The 19,386-nt window shown below is 45.5% G+C and carries 17 protein-coding genes; 6 read left to right on the plus strand and 11 right to left on the minus strand.

Annotated features, from left to right (window positions below; genetic code table 11):
• The first annotated feature begins 17 nt into the window (after positions 1-17).
• Positions 18-1,241, plus strand: coding sequence for an MFS transporter (locus DFP76_RS02275; protein WP_113873054.1), 1,224 nt, complete (start codon positions 18-20; stop codon positions 1,239-1,241).
• Between the two features lie 53 nt (positions 1,242-1,294).
• Here DFP76_RS02275 and DFP76_RS02280 read toward each other — a convergent pair whose 3' ends face one another.
• Positions 1,295-3,334 (minus strand): phytase, encoded by a 2,040-nt coding sequence (locus DFP76_RS02280; protein WP_113873055.1) that lies wholly within the window; start codon positions 3,332-3,334, stop codon positions 1,295-1,297.
• Between the two features lie 344 nt (positions 3,335-3,678).
• Here DFP76_RS02280 and DFP76_RS02285 point away from each other — a divergent pair, with 344 nt between their 5' ends.
• Positions 3,679-4,641 (plus strand): GGDEF domain-containing protein, encoded by a 963-nt coding sequence (locus DFP76_RS02285; protein ID WP_113873056.1) that lies wholly within the window; start codon positions 3,679-3,681, stop codon positions 4,639-4,641.
• Between the two features lie 5 nt (positions 4,642-4,646).
• The gene (locus DFP76_RS02290; RefSeq protein WP_113873057.1) at positions 4,647-5,675 is read left to right on the plus strand and encodes an AraC family transcriptional regulator; all 1,029 of its coding nucleotides are present in this window, start codon (positions 4,647-4,649) and stop codon (positions 5,673-5,675) included.
• Positions 5,676-5,727: 52 nt separating this feature from the next.
• Here the strand turns inward: DFP76_RS02290 and DFP76_RS02295 are convergent, their stop codons facing one another.
• Complete coding sequence (locus DFP76_RS02295) at positions 5,728-6,789, minus strand: class I SAM-dependent methyltransferase (protein WP_113873058.1); 1,062 nt, start codon at positions 6,787-6,789, stop codon at positions 5,728-5,730.
• Positions 6,779-7,387 carry a gamma-glutamylcyclotransferase family protein gene (locus tag DFP76_RS02300; protein WP_113873059.1) on the minus strand — a complete coding sequence of 203 codons (609 nt, stop codon included), beginning with the start codon at positions 7,385-7,387 and terminating at the stop codon, positions 6,779-6,781. The genes DFP76_RS02295 and DFP76_RS02300 overlap by 11 nt, the downstream gene beginning before the upstream one ends.
• Positions 7,388-7,624: 237 nt before the next feature.
• Between DFP76_RS02300 and DFP76_RS02305 the strand changes: the two genes are divergently transcribed.
• On the plus strand, positions 7,625-8,368 hold the full coding sequence (locus tag DFP76_RS02305; protein WP_113873060.1) for an SDR family oxidoreductase: 744 nt from the start codon (positions 7,625-7,627) through the stop codon (positions 8,366-8,368).
• Positions 8,369-8,378: 10 nt separating this feature from the next.
• On the opposite strand, the gene DFP76_RS02310 is transcribed toward DFP76_RS02305, so the two are convergent.
• The 7 genes from DFP76_RS02310 to pdxR form a co-directional block, all read right to left on the minus strand.
• A complete protein-coding gene (locus DFP76_RS02310; protein ID WP_113873061.1) occupies positions 8,379-10,043 on the minus strand; it encodes a tannase/feruloyl esterase family alpha/beta hydrolase in 1,665 nt (554 codons plus the stop codon).
• A 175-nt stretch (positions 10,044-10,218) separates the two neighbouring features.
• Positions 10,219-11,109 (minus strand): heme o synthase, encoded by an 891-nt coding sequence (gene cyoE / locus DFP76_RS02315; RefSeq protein WP_063332274.1) that lies wholly within the window; start codon positions 11,107-11,109, stop codon positions 10,219-10,221.
• Positions 11,110-11,161: 52 nt separating this feature from the next.
• Positions 11,162-11,482 carry a cytochrome o ubiquinol oxidase subunit IV gene (gene cyoD, locus DFP76_RS02320; protein WP_113873062.1) on the minus strand — a complete coding sequence of 107 codons (321 nt, stop codon included), beginning with the start codon at positions 11,480-11,482 and terminating at the stop codon, positions 11,162-11,164.
• Positions 11,482-12,102, minus strand: coding sequence for a cytochrome o ubiquinol oxidase subunit III (cyoC, locus tag DFP76_RS02325; RefSeq protein ID WP_113873063.1), 621 nt, complete (start codon positions 12,100-12,102; stop codon positions 11,482-11,484). Before cyoC ends, cyoD begins: the two co-directional genes overlap by 1 nt.
• 2 nt (positions 12,103-12,104) lie before the next feature.
• Positions 12,105-14,084, minus strand: a complete 1,980-nt coding sequence (gene cyoB / locus DFP76_RS02330) for a cytochrome o ubiquinol oxidase subunit I (RefSeq protein ID WP_113873064.1) — start codon at positions 14,082-14,084, stop codon at positions 12,105-12,107.
• Complete coding sequence (gene cyoA, locus DFP76_RS02335; RefSeq protein ID WP_181799776.1) at positions 14,084-15,130, minus strand: ubiquinol oxidase subunit II; 1,047 nt, start codon at positions 15,128-15,130, stop codon at positions 14,084-14,086. The genes cyoB and cyoA overlap by 1 nt, the downstream gene beginning before the upstream one ends.
• A 643-nt stretch (positions 15,131-15,773) precedes the next feature.
• A complete protein-coding gene (gene pdxR, locus DFP76_RS02340) occupies positions 15,774-17,276 on the minus strand; it encodes a MocR-like pyridoxine biosynthesis transcription factor PdxR (RefSeq protein WP_113873065.1) in 1,503 nt (500 codons plus the stop codon).
• Positions 17,277-17,402: 126 nt separating this feature from the next.
• Between pdxR and DFP76_RS02345 the strand changes: the two genes are divergently transcribed.
• Positions 17,403-18,050: a pyridoxamine 5'-phosphate oxidase family protein gene (locus DFP76_RS02345; RefSeq protein WP_113873066.1), complete on the plus strand. Its 648-nt coding sequence runs from the start codon at positions 17,403-17,405 to the stop codon at positions 18,048-18,050.
• Positions 18,051-18,128: 78 nt separating this feature from the next.
• Here the strand turns inward: DFP76_RS02345 and DFP76_RS02350 are convergent, their stop codons facing one another.
• On the minus strand, positions 18,129-18,344 hold the full coding sequence (locus DFP76_RS02350) for a DUF2798 domain-containing protein (RefSeq protein ID WP_113873067.1): 216 nt from the start codon (positions 18,342-18,344) through the stop codon (positions 18,129-18,131).
• Between the two features lie 134 nt (positions 18,345-18,478).
• Here DFP76_RS02350 and DFP76_RS02355 point away from each other — a divergent pair, with 134 nt between their 5' ends.
• On the plus strand, positions 18,479-19,369 hold the full coding sequence (locus tag DFP76_RS02355) for a LysR family transcriptional regulator (protein ID WP_113873068.1): 891 nt from the start codon (positions 18,479-18,481) through the stop codon (positions 19,367-19,369).
• Positions 19,370-19,386 lie beyond the last annotated feature (17 nt).

Below are 19,386 nucleotides of genomic sequence, written 5' to 3' on the forward strand. Positions count from 1 at the left end.
CCAAAGGATAGGCAAAAATGAACACAAAGCTAGAACAGGCTCAGCACACTCACTCCTTTATTCAACGCGCCACCATATGGCTTATTTTCACTCGCGTGATGTCCGACTTTGCAGGGGTGTTGAATCTCATTTCATTATCCAGCTATGTTTATTTCATCAGCCAAAACGTGTTCACGCTCAGCGTATTTATGGCCTCAAGTGTAATGGGCGGAATCTTAGCAAGTCTGGTTAGCTTTATTTCAAAGCAACCACGTAAGCATACCTTGAGCCTATTAAATACCGTACGACTCACTTTGCTCTTCGTCTTGGTGCTGCTTCCTGCGCAACAACAAGTGAGCGTATTACCTTGGATCGCCTTAATAGGAGGATTTTGCAACGCACTTTTTATGATCACATTAAACAGCCAGGTCCCGCTTTGGATTGAAAAAGCGAAGCGCGTTAGCACCAATTCCTGGCTAACCGCCTTGTCCGCCATTGCATCTGTCATTGCTGGCTTGAGCATCGGCGTGTTGGTGTCCGTAGGTGGTTACCAAGGTGTCTTTATTGTGAATATCCTATTGTATTCCTTAGTTGGCCTTAGCCTAGTCATACTCTCTACCATTCCACAAATTACGAACAATAATAAGGTCTCTGAGCCTCAAAAAATCCAACCCGCTAGACTGCTTGTTCATCCCTTAAAATCACCTTTTCTAAGCTGGTTGTTTGCCATTTCGGCGGGCAGTAGTTTCGCCTGTGCAGCCCAACAAGTCGGCTTTCCTGTGTTATCACAATATCTTACGCCACATAATATTAGCTACGCGATGGGGCTGTTAATGTCGACATGGGGCATTGGTAAATTCATTGGTGCAAGTCAGACGGGGCTTTACCTAAAATACAAACCTATAATGTCATTGGAAACTGTGTTCTGTTTATCCTGCCTAATCATGTCCTGTGGTTTTGTCTTGACGTTTCAGCAGTCCCTATTAAGTTGGGCTATCGTCTTTATAGGTTTGGCGGGGATTGGTGAAGGTGGGGCTGAAGTCAGTTTAACGTCCATCGTTCAGTTTGAATCCAAAGGTTTGCATTTGACTTTATTTAGCGCCGTCGCGTTTATGAAAATGCTCGCCAGTACCATAGGGACTTTATTGGTGAGCCCTTTTTTCTCGTTTTTGGATCTTGGCTTAGTGATTTTACTATTTCACACCTTACCCATTTGTCTTATGGCGTTCATGATACTAAAAAAATGCCAAGCCATCGTTTGATGGCTTGGCATGCTATTCATGACACTCTCTACTTAATGTCGATCATGAGCTGACTAGGGTTGTAACACTTGCTCAATGCTTCGCCAGTCGACTATTTTGAAGTTCTGTTTTTCTGCGTGATATTCCGCGTCTAGGTTGTACCAATCTTGAGCGATAAATAAGCCATTTGGATAAGCTTCACCCAAGTTAGCCGATACCGCATGTATACCATCCGTATCACTGCTGCCATCAATGCCTTTTTCGTCGTCACCAATAATCGCAAAGCTGGCAACATAACGATTGTCGTTATCTAGGTCATAAACTGCATAGGTGTTATTACCTTGGCTGGAAGCAATCAGATAATGGTTTTTACCATTTTGATATAGGGTTAGACCTTCGATGTCATCCACCAGCTGCTTACCATCAACTGCGGCAAATAAACTGGCTTGGGTACTGGCATTTTCATCCGCTTCAAAGGTCCAAATAGCCACGTCTTCCTCGCCAACATACAAAATGCCTGTGCTATCGTCTGCCACACACCCTTCCGGCTGAGAGTCGACTTTCAAACGACGAACAAGGTCACCTTTAATACCCGACTTTGTTGGCGTTAAACGCCATTGTTCGATGACCCCGTTTTTGCCGTTCAAGAAAGAATAAACCTGACCATTTTTCGCTTGGTACATGCACAAACCGTATACTTCATCGACATTAGAAACAAATTCTGACGCCTCTTGATGAACATGGTTACCCACCGCTTTGGCTGGCTGTATTGGCTCGTCACCACCGACAATTTTATATAAAGCCAAGGTATTCAAATCACGATTGGTCGCCGTTGCTAATGCTACTTGTGAGCCATCCCAGTCGGTGATAGTCCGAATGTCTACGTTGTTAGGCTCACCCTCTTCTAGAAATTGAACTTCCTTCCCTTTCAAGTCATACGCCATTAAGCCACCTTTTTTGTTGGTCGCTATGATCAAACTTTTTGACGCGTCTTCTGGGTTTAACCAAAACGCCGGATCGTCCGCCGCGTCTCCGTCTTCACTCACTTCCTCTGTCTCACCAGTAGCCGCGACCAACTTCACCCCCTCAAGGGATAAGTCGCGGTGACTTTGCAAATCATTGAGTGCCACGCCACGCAACTGATTAGCAAGTGAAGACAAGGTTACTTTTTCATAAACAGGGGCTTCTATTTCGGTGTTACCGATCCACAAACCATTGGAAGATGCCGTAAGGAGTTTCGCCTCTTCTACGCCGGCAACATCAAACTTGGCTTTAAAAGCGTGCTCACCTTCTCGGTCATACACCAAGAAACCAGCACCTTCATCGGCGATCAATAAGTAGCCTTTACCGCCTGCTTGATACACCAGATCCATGCTCTCGATTTCTTCTAAATGCCCTAAAGGCGCAACCACATCCATCAATCGACGATCTTTTACATTCTCAGCATCCGCTCCGTACACCCAAACACCGACATTTTGCTCTGCCACATATAACGTGCTCGTTTCATCATCGGCCACACAGGCACTTAACTCACCGCCCACCTGGGTATGGCGAACCGCAATCGGTTGACCTTTCTTATCTACAACCGCACTTTCTATCTGTCCATTACGATGACGTACTTTGTATTGCACTAGGTCACCTTGATCAGAAAGACCGGTCACCGTGGTTTCGCCCGTGGTAACGTTTTGGTAAAGGCAAACGGCTTCTGGCGCGATAAAAGTATCGATACGGCCAACCTGTTGTAGAATTGGTGTTGCTGTTGGATCAATACGATAAAAAGCAAACGCTTCTTCATCTGGTAAACCGACCGCTACAATATCCATACTGCTCTGGCCGTCTTTAAGGCCATAGCGAATATCCGCCCCCAGAATGTCTGTTGAGGCATCGGTCAGCAGAAGACGTCCTGTTTGATCAAACACCGCCAGGCCATCTCCTTCCAGCGTAGCGATTAACAAATCTTTGCTTGCGTCGGTTGGACTCACCCAAACGGCCGCATCGGCAATGTCTTCATAACTCGCTTGTGTTTTAGTCTGGGTTGGCGTTACCGTGGTTGCATGAGCCGCAACGCTCACCGCCCCCATCATCATAGCCATTATCGTCAGTTTTATCGTCATCCTGTCGTTCTCCTAAGAATGGAATCAATTTACTCAGTGAGGCCAACCTAATCAGGGACAGTGTCACTTTTGTGACAACGGCACAGCCTGACGCTTAATGACGACCCGTTTTCCTATTAAACAGCATACTCATAGGACTTTTGAGCTGATTTGAAACTCAACCGATTTAAAATAATGCTTATTATTCAATGAGATAAAATTATCAGACAATCTGAGAGGGCCTTTTTTAAAGGCGGTTGATAAATGATATGAGCTGATCGGACTAACTGACCTAAATCTGTCATAAAGACGTCACATAATAGACGCATTACCAGACAACAACATCAGCTAAGTAGGAGAGCGGTATGGGTCATTGGTTAGACCGCTGGCAATATGCAATCACAGACAATCTTCATAACATTCTGCGACACAGAATATGGTTAGTCGCCCTCAGTGTAACGTGCGCCTTGCTGCTGTTTTGCAATTTTTCTCTAGGTCAATTGAAGCCCGCCCAGCAATGGGTGTGGATTGATATCCTAGGCGAAGGGGCATCCGCACTCTGTATTGTCATTTGGCTATTGTTAGTGCTGTCCATGCGTCAGCCTGGTCCGGTCACCAACTGGTTTGCCCTCGGCTTTATCGGTATTTTTGCCTCTAGCTTCCAAGATCTAATGGATGAATGGGTCCATCTCCCCATCGGCACTCAATGGGACAGTTGGGTGGAATCCTTACCATTAGGGTTGCTCGCTTTGACCGTGGCCATCTGGCTTAAACGAAAAGAACAAGTTCAAATTGATCGTTATTTAACGAAGCGCAAAGCCATTTATCAAGACACAGCGCAATTAGATGAAACCACCTGTTTACCCAAATCCAATCATCTTAGCAGCAAGCTTGAACAAGCCTTCGCAAAAGGCCAAGCCAACTGGCAACAACATGCATTGATTTTAATGGACGTCGCGCCTTTTGCCGACATCAGTTATCGTCATGGGGGGCGTGAAGCCGATCGCTTTCTTATCATCATTAGTGAATTGATCAGCTTAACGCTAAAGAAGGAAGACACCTTGTGTCATTTGGCTGGCGGACGTTTTGCCATTGTACTCAATGATGTCAATCTCAAAACGGCTAAGACCTCAGCCCAAGAGTTAGAGCAACTGATCAAGCAATTCCGTTACCGAATTGAAGGCGTCGATAACAGCATTCATTTAGGCGCCTCCATGGTGATGGTCATGGCCCAGGCCGAGGGAGACTCACCTGAAGACCTAATTGGTCGAGCCTCCTTTGCCTTGTCACAACAAAATCAGCATGTTTTGAATAACGCTTACGAGTAGTGACCATGAAAAAGCGCTGGCTAGAACGTCATGATGCTTATCTATATGCTCATCAGCAATCTGTTATTTTGATGGATCTGCTCATTTCTCGTCAGATAGAACCTAACTATTTTTTACGTAAAACAGGCTTGTTTTACGATGATGTGTGCCGCGGTAACCGCACTTTAAGCGCAGAACAATTCGCCCAATTGTGTGATAACGCCAGTCAGCCGCCTTTAGCTCACGAGCTGGCATTTTTGTTTGGCCAACGAATGCTGCCTGGCTATTTTGGCCATGTGTCTAACTGTCTTCAAAACGCGCCCAGCGTAAAAAAAGCACTTGATGTCATGGTGGAATTTGCCGCGCTCTTATTTCCGTTGCTCACCCCCACCTTGAGAGAAAGCCCCAGCCATGTGTACCTTGATTTTCACAAGGCATTCGGCCCCATCGCTCCCAGCCTATTACTCAATTCGGAGCAAAGTAGAGCCTCACGCTTTGTTAAAGAAATGACCGTATCGGCAATCATTTCTTACACTAATTGGTTAGCAAATACTCACTTACCTTGGTCGGTTAAATTTGACTATCCTGCACCTGACCACCAAGCTGAGTACGAAGTCTTTATTGGTTCACAACGTACCTTTAATCAAGCGACGCTCAGCATGAGCATCGCCAAGGGACATTTATCCACTCCCAGTCAAATGGCATCACAAACCATGTATCAGCTTTCTCTAGAAGCCTCACGAGAGAGCTTTATCGACATGGGATCACCACAAAGCTTACTCTCCGAGATTGAACAAATACTCTATCAGCAAGTTAAAAATCTCCCCAGCCTAGAGCAATTGGCACAAGTACTTGCCATGAGCCCAGCCACCCTCAAACGCAAGCTCAAGCATCATCATACCCACTATCAAAAGTTGTGTGATCAGGTACGAAAAAAAGTCTCGATGCAATTAATTCATGAACAGGGATACGATGAAGGGCAAGTAGCAGAATATTTAAATTTCTACGACGTAAGCAACTTTCGTCGCTCATTTAAACGCTGGTTGGCATATTAGCTGCTTCTGTATCTATTTTAATATTTAAATAGATACAGAAGCAGCGACGGTATTACTTCTTCTTGATTTGGCGGCCATGATACACCGCAAACCCTTTGTCTCTAAATAAGCGGGTGTGACCACCTAACGCGGCATCCAAAATAGGCGGGTAACGAAGAAAGTCATTAGCGACCACAAACAACTCACCATTCAACGTCAGATGATTTTTGACCCCAATGAAAAAGCTTTCAGCCACACTATAATCCGTACTCACCCCCGTATGAAACGGTGGATTAGTAACCACGTAGTTAAAACGCCCCTTCACATTGGCAAGGCCATTAGAAGCAATCAAAGTCAGCGCTTCACTGGCGTTATTTTTAGCAAACGTCAGTGCTGTCGCTTTCAGCGCTAAAGCACTGTCGTCTAATGCTGTCACGTTGGCTTTTGTGTGACCGTGCAACCACAAGCTAATAATGCCGTCGCCACAACCAAAGTCTAACAATCGAGCTTGGCTAACATCACTCATGAAACGATGCTGCTGCAATTGATTCAGCAGTATTTCAGTGCCCTTATCCAATTTGCCGTGGCCAAATACCCCAGGCAGGCTACACAAAGTCATTTCCTGACCAGCAACCGTTAATGTCCAAGAGCGAATCCAATCCGCAAACACAAAAGGCTTGGCAGGACGACGTTTATAGCCTGAGTAAAGCAAGCAATGTTTCGCACTGTCTATCTTACCCACTTCATCTAAACTCGGCTCTAAACGCTTCATAGAGGATTTTACGCCGCTTTTATTATCCCCCACTAACCAAACTTGTCCGCCTTCTTTCACATGAGGCAAAACCGAAGCCAATAGGTAATCCAACAGTTCTTTGGCTTTGGGTTGATAAATCACCACATGATCGAATTCGACCTCGTGATCAGCAGACCACTGTTCAGAGAACAGTAAATGGTCTTCTTCGAAGCCAAGTTGAAGAAGGGCATCATAACGGGTTTTCGATTGACACCAAGCGTACACAGAAGCTTGCCCTGTTAACGTTTGCGGATAAGTGTCTTCGGGATTCGCAAACAAGACATTGCCAACAAGTTGGGTTTCGTTGCGAACCAATAATTGGCTGGTGGAATTAAGATTCATAAGTAACAGAAAGCTCTTTAGTAGATAAGGTAGTAACAGATTCCAGTAACGGATTTAAACTGTCCGTCATTAGGTCTGGCTGCACCCTCGGGTAACGAGGTTGATGTCGATCATTCAGAGTTGGGTAATGCCAACCTTGTGTGAGTGATAAAAAGTCGTCGGCAAAATCCGCGCTGTGTTCCAAGCACCCAGACAAGATCACATCGAGATAACTCAATGCAATTGGACAGTCCGCATAAGGCGGCACCACTTGATCAGTGTGATAAATCCAATACGTACCTTCTGGCAAACCGGTATCCTGATACGGCATTAGGTTCTCAGCTGGTATCCGACTTCGTTGATAACCTCGCTCACGCTCATCAAATAAGGTGAATTGGTCATACGCCACTTCGACCAGAACCCCATTGCAACTTGCATGAGAGGCAGGCACAACGGCCACAGAGCTCATACCAAACTCGGCCGACATAACTGACCAATGACGCTCATAGCCGTGTAATTTAACTGGCCAAACTTGCCCCGTTTCACCGGTTTTTGATCGACTTTCACCGTTAATTAAGCTGCCATAGCCTAAAATAAAATGTCGCTCAGATAGGCTCACTCTTGTCTCCATCGCTGCATTTGCTTGAAAACACGCATGATAGCTTGGCAAGCCAAGGCATACCAGCATCAAGCTCAGACAAAACCATTAATGAGCAGTCTATTTGGGTCGCGCTTTTTCTAGATAGACAACATTGCTACTCGCCACCAAGCTCATGATCACCTCTTCATCCCCATCCTATCAATGCAATTCCCAGCTATAAACGTTAGTCTTGAGAAAACACATGAGGAGAATCTTATGTCGACACCCATTGTATTAATCACTGGCGGCAGTCGCGGCATAGGTGCCGCAACCGCTCGTTTAGCAGCACAACAAGGCTTTCAGGTTGTGATTAATTATCAACACCATCAAGACAGAGCCGAACAGTTGGTTAATGACATTCGAGCAGCAAATGGTCGAGCAGAGTGTCTACAAGCCGACATCAGCAATGAACAAGACGTTCAGCGGCTATTTGACCGTATTCTTAATCAGTGGGGCCCTGTTAGCGGGCTCGTTAATAACGCCGGTATCCTAGATCAGCAAAGTGACTTTATCGACATTCCGACTGAACGATGGCACAGGGTATTTGCTACTAATGTGTTTGGCACCATGATGTGTTGTCAACGCGCCATTGCACAGATGCGAGAACATCATTTAAAAGGCAGCATCGTCAATGTGTCTTCATTAGCCTCTATTTTTGGCGCCCCACATGAATATGTGGATTATGCTGCCAGCAAAGGAGCAATTGACAGTTTTACCAAAGGGCTAGCAAAAGAAATGGCCGCGCAAGGGATACGTGTTAACTGCGTCCGACCGGGTAGTATTTATACGGAGATGCATGCTGATGGTGGCGAGGCCAATCGTGTCGACCGACTGGCTGCCAACATTCCAATGCAACGGGGTGGACAAGCAGAGGAAGTGGCAGAAGCCATTGTCTGGCTATTGAGTGAGAAAGCCAGCTATTGTACTGGTAGCTTTATAGACGTGGCAGGAGGCCGCTAGACAGCTCCACTTATTTGGTCACCACACACTGAAAGGAACTGGCTAAATGCAAGTCCCCCTGACGATAACGAGCATAACTAGGGTAAGGGCACAAAGGGCGCTTTAACCCCACCATTCTTGAGGTCAGTTCCGGATTATTCGCTCGTGTCGCCGCGATTACTTCTCTTGGCGGACGTTGCTGTTCCACCCAATTTACTAAGGGTTGCAACATATCAAACTGATCCGCTGACAAACCACCCTGTTGATGCGGCATGCCTGGCACTCGATAAAAGCGCACAAAATCCGACGCTTTACCCGCTAGACCGAAATCCAGAAAATCATACCAACGCACCGTATCTTGAACAGAAAACACCGGATCGCTGTTACCATGAAACACAATCAACTTACCGCCATGTTGCTTGAATTGGGTCAGTGTTGGCTTTACGGCATCAGGGGGCGTCATTAATGACATAGTGGATTCGGTAAACTCATCGCTCGTTGCAAAGATTTTGCCGGCATCACGATCAAAATCAAACGACTGAAGAAAGTCTGTTAAAGAATAAATATCGCCTTTTACCGCTTGATAAGGCGTGCTGTATAGATTCGCTAACGCACTTGCTCCGATGACCACACTTGCCGGCATGTGCTGCCAAGCGTCTAATTTACTGGCAATTTTCCAACCGCGCCAATTGTTTGATTGCAACCCCGTGTCATAAGGCCAGCTAGTATAAAGCGTTTGATTCTTGGAATTATGCGGACCTTGATGCATTCGAACTAGAGCACCAATTTTCTCTATAGACAAACAGTCCCGATCAAACTCGCTTTTGCAGACCAGGGCTGTCGGTTTAAAACGTTGCTGACAAGCGTCTATCGCAAAGATCAAATCGTCACTGACGCCGTCTAAGTCATCACACTGCTGGATGAGACGACGAGTAATGTATTCTAAATCTCTGTCGCTAAAAGAGGAACGAATGTCCGGTTGAATAGATTGTAGTGCTTGATAATCCCAAGGGTGTTGTAAGGCCGCTTTAGGCGCATTAAACCCAGGTGAAGCTATCAATAAACCATCGAACATCTCAGGAAAACGGCTGGCCGCCACCATGGCAGTTCGGCCACCGTTAGCTTGTCCAATGCCATAACGATATTGCACTGGCGCCCCATAATACTGTTCAGCCAGAGCCTGTGCGATGGGCACAATTTTTACCATCGCATGGTAGGCAAATTCTTCTCTCGCCGTCGCATCACGTCCAAACAAAAAGGGTTTCGATAAGCCGCCAGCCGCTTTTTTAAACGCGTCATTATCATGACCTTCATTTGAGCTGACAACCGCAAACCCTTGATTGATCGCATATTGATTAACGGTTAAGCCGGTGATGTTACCAACAGCAGGAGCAATCTCTCCCCCAAAAGCGGTATCAAATTGGTACGCCAGACGTCCTTGCCAGCCATAAGGTAAACGCAATTCAAAACGCGTCGTGTAAAAAGTACCGTCTTTACCAATACGTCGATTCACGACCCCTTGAACTTGGCAATAGGCTGTTCGAACTTGTTCCGTAGGAGCATACATGGCGGTTTTAATTTCAAGCTTATCGCTTGCTTGAGATCTGAGTGCCTGACACTGCATGGCGTCTGCCAGTACTTGATTACTCATAGCAAATGCCATTAAGGCGATAGAGCTGATCAAAAACCTCTTCATTTCCCCGTCCTTCATTGGAGTAGCAATCAACGTCGTCTTGGCACAAGGCTTGTTTAATATTGAAACAACGACTTAGGTGGTATTCAAAATACCCAATAATGTGGGAAATGGGAAGTTATCAACTTGGGGAAGGGGAAAATAAAAACGGGCTCAAATGAGCCCGTTTTCAATCAAATCAATGTGCCGATAACACCAGCAAATCTGGTGATACTTCATTAAAATCAATCGCCATCGTCACGCTCAAGGCTGTCACAGTTATGATTGAAAAGAAGAACACTTGTCGTGCCCAACCGTTTAAATCAATGTCAGCACGAAAGCCTCTTAACGCCATGGCTAACCACCAAAGGCTAGTTGACAAGGCCACGACCATAAAACCAATTCCGACGTATCCCGCCAGCGGTAATAAGGCCGCCACAACAGCAAAAGCCGCTATGTGTAAGATGATATGACGCTTCGCTTTGGCAATGCCTTGTGACACGGGCAAAACCGGAATACCAGCCGCCTTGTAATCATCAAAACGAAAAATCGCAATCGCATAAGAATGTGGCATTTGCCAAATGCTGAACATAGTCAACAAAATAGCCGCACCAGCATCAAATTGGCCTGCTGCTGCACAATATCCCACTACCGGAGGAACAGCACCAGAAAGACTACCAATGAAAGTACCGTAAACAGACTTACGCTTGAAATATAAAGTATACAAGCCAACGTAAACCACATAACCAAACACAGCAAAAGCCACTGCGACCCAGTTAGTGAAATACCCCAGCAAAGCAAAACCAATTACACCTAAAACAACACCGTGAAAGAAGGCGGCTTTCCCTGACATTTCACCATTCACCGTCACGCGATTGCGTGTACGCTTCATTTTGGCATCAATGTCACGGTCGATGTAATTGTTAATGGCACAACCAGAAGCTACAACCAATGACAAGCCAATGACCGTCATAAGCATAAGCATCCAATCGATATCGCCACGAGCGGCTAAAAAGAAGCCGCCCGCAACAGATATAAGGTTGCCCATAATGATGCCAGGTTTAGTCACCTGTAAATAACGCTTAAACATCGTTAGGGCTCCCTTCGCGGTTTAATTTCCGCATCATCACAATCAACTCGGCTTACATCATCATGGCGTTGGATGCGTAGATAATCCATACGGACAACGCAACAACCATGATGATGATGACAGCGGAAAAGATAAATGAATAAGTATCCAACTTGCCCTGTTCAGAGAAGTCCAAATGAAGGAAGTACTTCAAGTGAACAAAGATCTGAATAATGGCCAATACCACGATCGCGATGTAAGTTGGACCTTTATCAAACGCTTCTGTCATAACCATCCAGAATGGAATACCGGTCAAAATAACAGACCAAACAAAACCAATCACATATGACTTAACGCTACCGTGTGAATGTGCTTCAGAAGAATGATCGCTCATTAGATCGCCCCCATCAGATAAACAACGGTGAATACACAAATCCAAACAACATCTAGGAAGTGCCAGAACAAGCTTAGGCAGCTAATGCGAGTAATCGCACGGCCAGTTAAACCTGTTTTCGCCACTTCAATCATCAAGATCACCATCCAAATCATACCAGCGGTTACGTGCAAGCCGTGTGTACCAACAAGGGTAAAGAAGGCTGACAAGAAAGCACTCGCCTGAGGACCGTGACCATTTACGATCAAGTGATGGAACTCGTAAATCTCTAGCGCAATAAAGCAAGCACCGAACAGGAAGGTTACCGCTAACCAACCCAACGTACCGGCTTTATTTTTACGGTGCGCACTGATCATTGCAAAACCATAGGTGATACTTGAGAAAAGTAGCGCCGCAGTACCCGCAAGAATCAATTCAAGATCAAAAATATCTTCGCCTGAAACACCACCTGCTGTGTTCATAAAGAGCACAGCGTAGGTAGCAAAGATAGATGCGAACAACAAACAGTCCGTCATCAAGTATAACCAGAACCCAAATACGGTATTGCTACCAGTATCATGGTGCTCGTCGTGATGTGCACCCGCTTCGTGAGCATCGTGCGTATTCATTGCAGTACTCATGATTACCCCTTAGCCACGTTGTCTAGGTGCTCATTTTCGATTTGAGCAACTTCATCAGGTTGAACGTAGTAGTCCACATCTTTCGTGTAAGCACGAACGATGAAAGTAGCGACCGTTCCCAACAAGCTAGCAATTGCCAACCACCAAATGTGCCAGATCATAGCGAAACCAAACGCAGTTAATAGACCACCCATGATGATGCCGGCAGAAGTATTCTTAGGCATGTGGATAGGCGCATAACTTTCTTTGCGCTGGTAAGCCGTACCTTTTTCTTTCATATCGGTAAACGCATCGATATCAGAGACAATTGGCAGCTCAGCAAAGTTATAGAACTGTGGCGGAGACGCAGTAGACCACTCAAGCGTATGACCGTTCCATGGATCACCAGTAGTATCGAGGTTTTGCTTACGATCACGGAAACTGACGAACAACTGTAGGAATTGACAGATAATACCTGCGAAGATCACGATCGCACCACATAGAGCAATGTACAACCAGATATTCCAATCTGGATTGTCAGTGTGGTTAAGACGACGCGTCATGCCCAAGAAACCAAGAACGTACAATGGCATGAAGGCTAGGAAGAAGCCGACCAACCAGCACCAGAATGCTGCTTTGCCCAATTTCACGTTCAAATGGAAGCCCATTGCTTTCGGGAACCAGAAGGCAAAGCCAGCTAGGTAACCAAATACCGCACCACCAATGATGGTGTTGTGGAAGTGAGCAATCAAGAACAAGCTGTTATGCAATACATAGTCCGCACCAGGTACTGCTAGAAGAACACCAGTCATACCACCAACGGTGAAGGTAACCATGAAACCTAGCGTCCAAAGAACAGGGACCGTAATGCGCAGACGGCCACGGTACATGGTGAACAACCAGTTAAACAATTTCACACCCGTAGGTACGGCAATGATCATTGTCATGATACCAAAGAAGGCATTCACGTTAGCACTTGAACCCATGGTAAAGAAGTGGTGCAACCATACGATGAAACCAAGAATGGAAATCGATGCAGTCGCCCAAACCATAGATTTGTAACCGAACAAACGCTTACCCGTAAAGGTAGAGACGATTTCAGAGAAGATACCAAATGCTGGTAGCACTAGGATATACACCTCAGGGTGACCCCATGCCCAGAACAAGTTGATATACATCATTGAGTTACCACCACCATCATTCGTGAAGAAGTGGAAGTCTAGGTAACGGTCAAGCGTCAACATAGCCAATACAGCAGTCAAAATTGGGAAGGATGCTGCGATCAAAATGTTGGCCCAAGTACAGGTCCAAGTGAAGATCGGCATATCCATCAACTTCATTCCAGGTGTACGCATCTTGAAGACGGTTACCAAGAAGTTAACTGCGGTTAAGGTTGTCCCTATACCGGATATCTGCAATGCCCATATGTAGTAATCAACCCCCACACCCGGACTGTATTCCAAGCCAGCCAAAGGCGGATATGCAACCCAACCCGTCTTAGCGAATTCACCAAGACCAAGTGAGATGTTTACTAGGATGGCACCAGAAGCCGCCAACCAGAAACTTAAGTTGTTCAAGAACGGGAATGCAACGTCACGCGCACCGATCTGTAATGGCACAACAATGTTCATCAAACCAATCATAAATGGCATAGCCATAAAGATGATCATGATCACACCGTGAGCAGTAAAGATCTGGTCGTAGTGATGCGGCGGCAGATAACCAGGGTCACCATTGGTCGCCAGCGCGAGCTGTAGACGCATCATGATGGCATCCGCGAAACCACGAACCAACATGACGAAAGCCAGTACGATGTACATAATACCTAGCTTTTTATGGTCAACCGAAGTCAACCAGTCACGCCATAGGACGCCCAGTAAATTATTTTTGATAACCAAGAATGCAACAATAGCACCGACCACAGCCACCACACACAAAGTGGTGATGACGATAGGGTCATACGGTAGTGCATCCCAGGATAGTTTGCCTAAGAAACCAGACATTATTTATCAGCCTCCGTATGCATATCATGCGATGAGTGATTAGACTCGTCATGATTCATCTCACCATGGTCCATTTCGCCATGGTTCATTGCACCATGACTGGCGTTGTCATGAATCATATTTGAATCAAAAACAGTTCCTTTAAGCAACTCTACCTTGCCATGGTCTTTCATGAATTTCATAACATTGTCCATGAAGATATCAGGGTCAATCGAGTTGTAGTATTGAACTGGAGTCGGCTCATGATGGTGAGCATCTAGATCGTGTTCAGCCAGCTTGTCATAAGATACTTGATCTAAAATGCCGTTGTTGATTGAACCGGCAATTGACTTAGCTTTCACGCCTTCAACCCAAGCTTCGAAATCGGCTTCTGTATCTGTTGCAATGGCCTTGAACTTCATGCCAGTGAAACCACCACCACTGTAATTCGAAGAGATACCGTCATATGTGCCTGGCTCATTCGCGATCAAGTGCAGTTTCGTCACCATACCTGCCATTGAGTAAATCTGACTACCCAATTGCGGAATGAAGAATGAGTTCATAGTACCTTCAGACGAAATCTGGAAAGCGACAGGAACATTTGCTGGGAATCTAAGCTCGTTCACAGATGCAATTCCAAGATCTGGATAGATGAATAACCACTTCCAGTTCATTGAAACAACTTGAACGTTGATATGCTCTTTCTCATGTTCTAGAGGCTTGTAAGGATCTAGAGCGTGAGTAGACTTCCACGTAATCACACCAAGAATGATGACAATTACAACTGGAATAGCCCAAACAATAGTTTCAATTTTTGTGGAGTGCGACCACTTAGGTTCGTAAATTTCATCGCGGCCTTCACGGTATTTCCAAGCGAAATACAATGTCATGAAGATCACAGGAATTACCACAAGTAGCATTAATAGAGTGGCAACAATAATTAGTTGCTTCTCTTCAATACCAACCTGCCCCTTTGGATCGAGCACACCACCCTGACAACCGGCGAGCAAGCCCACCATTAGCGCCAAAGCGACTTTACTTAGGATACGAGTTAACAAGAGAATCATCCTCTAACCCCGAGGTTCACAAAACTGCTACTTGACCATCAAGTAACAGAACGAAAATCCGGCATAGCCGGGTATTTCAGTAAAGATCACCACACTGAAAACAGCATAAGAATCATTACTAGGCTAAAGTTAATTAACGCGGCAACAATTCTTTTGGATCACCTAAATCTGAAAAAGGTACTCAACATTCGTTTCGTGAATCGAGTCGCAACTCGATTAACTGCTTTCCCACAAAGCAATCACGAAGAGAGCGAATGGCCAAATTTGGCGAGTAAAGGTTGATATCGGTCATAGCGGACCCACATCTAACCAGTAATACTATAGTCAACTTGCACAAAAAGAGAGCATGAATTTTGTCTATTTTGTGACGTGCCTCAGATACAAAAAATCCTTTAAAACCTTATGTTTACTAAGCTTTTAAAGGTATGACACGCCATACAACTGGCTCAATCTAATTATCCAATTTCTATGTCTTCGTGCTCTTAATGGCAGCGTTTACAACGCTGAGCACGAATTACGGTGTGCGGAATATACCAAAAACCAAGCAATCACACAAAGTCTAGTTTAGCCTTTGTTGTCACTTGCTTCACCGAATTTTTACAAAATCCACATTCTCATCCAACACGGAATAAGACCATCTTCGTCAACATTCGTTTGTCTTTTCAAACATAGCGATCAACTCAGAGCGCATAGTGAGCAAAAGGTGTTTCATGGTCGATTCGTCAACACCACTAAAGCCCAAAACAAACCCGACCTTCGCCTTGTTCGCTTGCTGATAATGCAAAGACAAGGGCGACAGACTAATCGCCTGTTGCTTTAAACGCTCCGCAACAACGCAGTCGAGAGCTTGTCGACTATCGTGAGAACGACTCAGCTCGGCCTTAAACTCAATCATCACATGCATACCGCCGGTTGGCTTCTTCCACTCAAACCAAGCCGGCAAATACTCAGACAAATACGCTAAAAGCATATCTCTTTTGAGCCGGTAATGACGACGCATTCGATTTAAATGTCGATTAAAATTGCCCTGGATCAAGAAATCAGCAACAACCGGTTGCATCGGCAACGAAGCTGACATACCGATTTTAGTTTGGGCATGTTCCAATAATGTGACATGAGCCATCGGTGTGACAATAAAGCCTAACCTAAGCCCTCGAAACAAAACTTTCGAAAAGCTGCCCACAAAAAACACCTTGTTTTTCGAAGCTTCATGAGCTTGTGCACTTTGCATAAAAGGCACTTCCATGCGTCCTTGATAGACAAATTCGTTGTCGTAATCGTCCTCAATCACCCACCAAGGAGAAGACTCATCTTGCAGCACTTGCAGCCATTTTTGACGACGTTGGGAGCTGATCGATGTACCAAGCGGGTATTGACGATTTGGCGTCAAGATAGCGATATTTTCGCCCTGACTTGGCTCGGGTAAACACGGACCTTCATGATCTATAGCGATAGATCGCATGTTTGACGTTTGCCCAACTGCTTGCCTAATCGGAGGATAGGTTGGTTCCTCTAACCACCAATTGATCGCTTTATCGTCCTTTGATGACAAAGCATGCTGTAAGAGTTGCAATGCATCTCGATTACCCGCCGTGATCAGGATTTGCTCCGCTTGACACTCCAATCCTCGAACACGGTATAAGTAGTCCACCAATGCCGCCTTGAGAGCGGGATAACCCGTCAGATAACCACCTTGCATCACCTGATAATCTGGTTTCAACCAGCTTCGACGCATACTGGCTGCCCATTCTTTACTGGGAAAGACCTCAACATCAACGCCTGCATCAAAGCCCATGTATTGACTCTGCGGAGAAGACTCAGACACTTTCGAGCCAGAAGGTGAAGACGAATCTGTGTTTAGAGCAGCCTTTCTCTCAGCTCGATAGGCCATTTGTGGCGCCACAAACACCCCACGTTTTATTTCACTGACCAAAATGCCTTCTGCTATTAATTGGTCGTACGCTCTTGATGTGGTGCTTCTGGAAACCCCTAAGGATGTCGCCAATAGTCTTGAAGACGGTAGCTTGTCACCAACAGTCAATTCGCCAGATGCAATGCCTTGCTGAATCTGATCCATCAGTTGCTGGTAATAGGGGCCTCCCTGTTCCTCTATGGCTATACGTAAACTGGCAATGGCATACTTCATTCGATATCTGGCCTGTTTTTTTATTAACATTCTGGCTATTTTTATAAGTGCCAGATTTCACTAAAGTCTCTTACATCAATTCGCCAAGCACAAGTCACACCAACAGAATATGAAGGAGAGCAGCGCATGAGTCAGTCATTAGAAACCCCTTTGAGTAAAGTAAAAAGAGGGCCGAATCGCGCTTCTTATGACAAGAAACAGGCTTGCGCCATTATCGACGCCGCTTTGATGTGCCATGTTGGTCAAACAAAAGACGGCCAAGTGTTTGTAACACCAACCTGTCATTGGCGCGAAGGGGATTACTTCTATTGGCATGCTCATTCTAAAGCTCGCAACGTTAAAGGTCCCATCGATGACCCCGAAAAAGTTTGCATTAACGTCAGTCTATTGGATGGCTTGGTAATGGCCCGTTCGGCCATGCACCACTCTGTAAACTACCGTTCTGTCACATTATTTGGTGTACCGGAACGGGTTGAAGAGCAAGATGAAAAAGTCCGTCAGTTCAAACTATTCTTGGACAAAGTCAGCCCAGGCCGTTGGGAAACGCTGCGCCCAGTCAATGAGACCGAAATTAAAGCCACTGGGGTCGTGCGCATCAAAATCGAAGAGGCCTCCGTTAAATTCCGTGCTGAGCCACCAATTGACGCACCTGAAGATTATAACTGGCCTGTTTGGGCAGGTGTTATTCCTCTCGAACGACATTGGGGGACTCCGCAAACAGACCCTGTTCAACAACAAATTTTTGCCCCAGCCAAACCACCTGAAGCCTTTTAATTGGCTTTATGAGACAGGTTATCTGGCCATAAAAAAAGCACGCGAATTTGCGTGCTTTTTTGCTGGTTTATGAATCACTTAAACTTTTTTCGCTAACCAAGCACTGAATTTTTGAATTTCTGGCGCAGACAAAAAGGAAATGGTCGCCGCCGCAGGCCAAGCCAAACTCCATGCCTTCATCCAAAAAAGAACAAACTCTGGGTGCGACCCAAGGTTAACGAAAGTAATCCAACCTGACATAAAAAATGACAAGATACAGGACATGATCAACGCAAAATACAAACGAAATTTCATTTTTCTCTCCTTGCACTGGCCCATTCGTCTGCCCCGAATAGCACCATTGCCTTATTTGCTTTGATCTCATCTTAACAAACTACTATATTTGTAAATATAGCCATTTATTAAAACCAAATTTGCAAATATGTAAAATGTTAGATGACCTAAAAATCTTTATTACCGCGGCCAATAAACACAGCCTAACGCAAGCAGCGAAAAGCCTGAACATGACCATTGCGACTGTCTCTCGACGGATTAGTGCATTAGAGCAGGCATTGGGCTGTGAGCTGCTGCACCGCTCCACAAAAGGGCTTAAGCTAACGCCGATAGGGGAAGACTATTATCAGGAATGCGCGGAATTCATAGACGCACTTGATCAACGTATTTCGAATCTCGATAAAACCCTTCACAGTTTATCAGGTGAAGTTAAAATCTTAGCGCCAACAAACTTAGGCAGTGGACCTTTAGATGCATTTTGGCAACATTTCGCCTCAAAACACCCAAATATCCAGCTTAATATTGAACTCAGCAACGCCATTCAAGACATGCATGAAAACCGCGCTGACTTAGCCATCCGTTCCGGCCCATTACCTGACTCTTCTTTGATTCAAAAACGGCTCGGCTTCATAGAACCCATTCTAGTCGCCTCGCCCAACACCAGTTTTACTTTACCCAACCGAGTTGAAGACATCACCGAATGCCCCAGTATTGCCGCCAATATGTTTTCCGACTGGCGTCTAATCCATCAAGATGGCAGTATCTGCGCGTTGCAAAAAAATCATCAACACCTAAGTAACGATATGAATGTCAGCCTCAACCTAGTAAAAGCGGGAGCTGGCATCACCCTAATGCCCACCAGCATGGTCTATAACGCCATTCAAGCGGGTGAGCTCATTCAAGTGCTGCCAGAATGGCGAGGACAAAAAAGAGAAATTCGTCTCGTCTGGCCTCACAAACGCAGTTTGTCGGCAAGAGCTCAATTACTAAGGGATGAACTGACTCTCTTTCTACATCAACAAGCTTGGTTTGAACAAGCCGATTAATCAAAGTTAAGGAAGCA

The sequence above is a fragment of the Marinomonas aquiplantarum genome, from assembly GCF_003314975.1.
GTDB lineage: Bacteria > Pseudomonadota > Gammaproteobacteria > Pseudomonadales > Marinomonadaceae > Marinomonas > Marinomonas aquiplantarum.

What these genes read in the sequence shown, in the direction of transcription:
- DFP76_RS02275 (WP_113873054.1), top strand. Translation starts at nt 18, where the DNA reads ATGAACACAAAGCTAGAACAGGCTCAGCACACTCACTCCTTTATTCAA.
- DFP76_RS02280 (WP_113873055.1), bottom strand. Translation starts at nt 3,334, where the DNA reads ATGACGATAAAACTGACGATAATGGCTATGATGATGGGGGCGGTGAGC.
- DFP76_RS02285 (WP_113873056.1), top strand. Translation starts at nt 3,679, where the DNA reads ATGGGTCATTGGTTAGACCGCTGGCAATATGCAATCACAGACAATCTT.
- DFP76_RS02290 (WP_113873057.1), top strand. Translation starts at nt 4,647, where the DNA reads ATGAAAAAGCGCTGGCTAGAACGTCATGATGCTTATCTATATGCTCAT.
- DFP76_RS02295 (WP_113873058.1), bottom strand. Translation starts at nt 6,789, where the DNA reads ATGAATCTTAATTCCACCAGCCAATTATTGGTTCGCAACGAAACCCAA.
- DFP76_RS02305 (WP_113873060.1), top strand. Translation starts at nt 7,625, where the DNA reads ATGTCGACACCCATTGTATTAATCACTGGCGGCAGTCGCGGCATAGGT.
- DFP76_RS02310 (WP_113873061.1), bottom strand. Translation starts at nt 10,043, where the DNA reads ATGAAGAGGTTTTTGATCAGCTCTATCGCCTTAATGGCATTTGCTATG.
- cyoE (WP_063332274.1), bottom strand. Translation starts at nt 11,109, where the DNA reads ATGTTTAAGCGTTATTTACAGGTGACTAAACCTGGCATCATTATGGGC.
- cyoD (WP_113873062.1), bottom strand. Translation starts at nt 11,482, where the DNA reads ATGAGCGATCATTCTTCTGAAGCACATTCACACGGTAGCGTTAAGTCA.
- cyoC (WP_113873063.1), bottom strand. Translation starts at nt 12,102, where the DNA reads ATGAGTACTGCAATGAATACGCACGATGCTCACGAAGCGGGTGCACAT.
- cyoB (WP_113873064.1), bottom strand. Translation starts at nt 14,084, where the DNA reads ATGTCTGGTTTCTTAGGCAAACTATCCTGGGATGCACTACCGTATGAC.
- cyoA (WP_181799776.1), bottom strand. Translation starts at nt 15,130, where the DNA reads ATGATTCTCTTGTTAACTCGTATCCTAAGTAAAGTCGCTTTGGCGCTA.
- pdxR (WP_113873065.1), bottom strand. Translation starts at nt 17,276, where the DNA reads ATGAAGTATGCCATTGCCAGTTTACGTATAGCCATAGAGGAACAGGGA.
- DFP76_RS02345 (WP_113873066.1), top strand. Translation starts at nt 17,403, where the DNA reads ATGAGTCAGTCATTAGAAACCCCTTTGAGTAAAGTAAAAAGAGGGCCG.
- DFP76_RS02350 (WP_113873067.1), bottom strand. Translation starts at nt 18,344, where the DNA reads ATGAAATTTCGTTTGTATTTTGCGTTGATCATGTCCTGTATCTTGTCA.
- DFP76_RS02355 (WP_113873068.1), top strand. Translation starts at nt 18,479, where the DNA reads ATGTTAGATGACCTAAAAATCTTTATTACCGCGGCCAATAAACACAGC.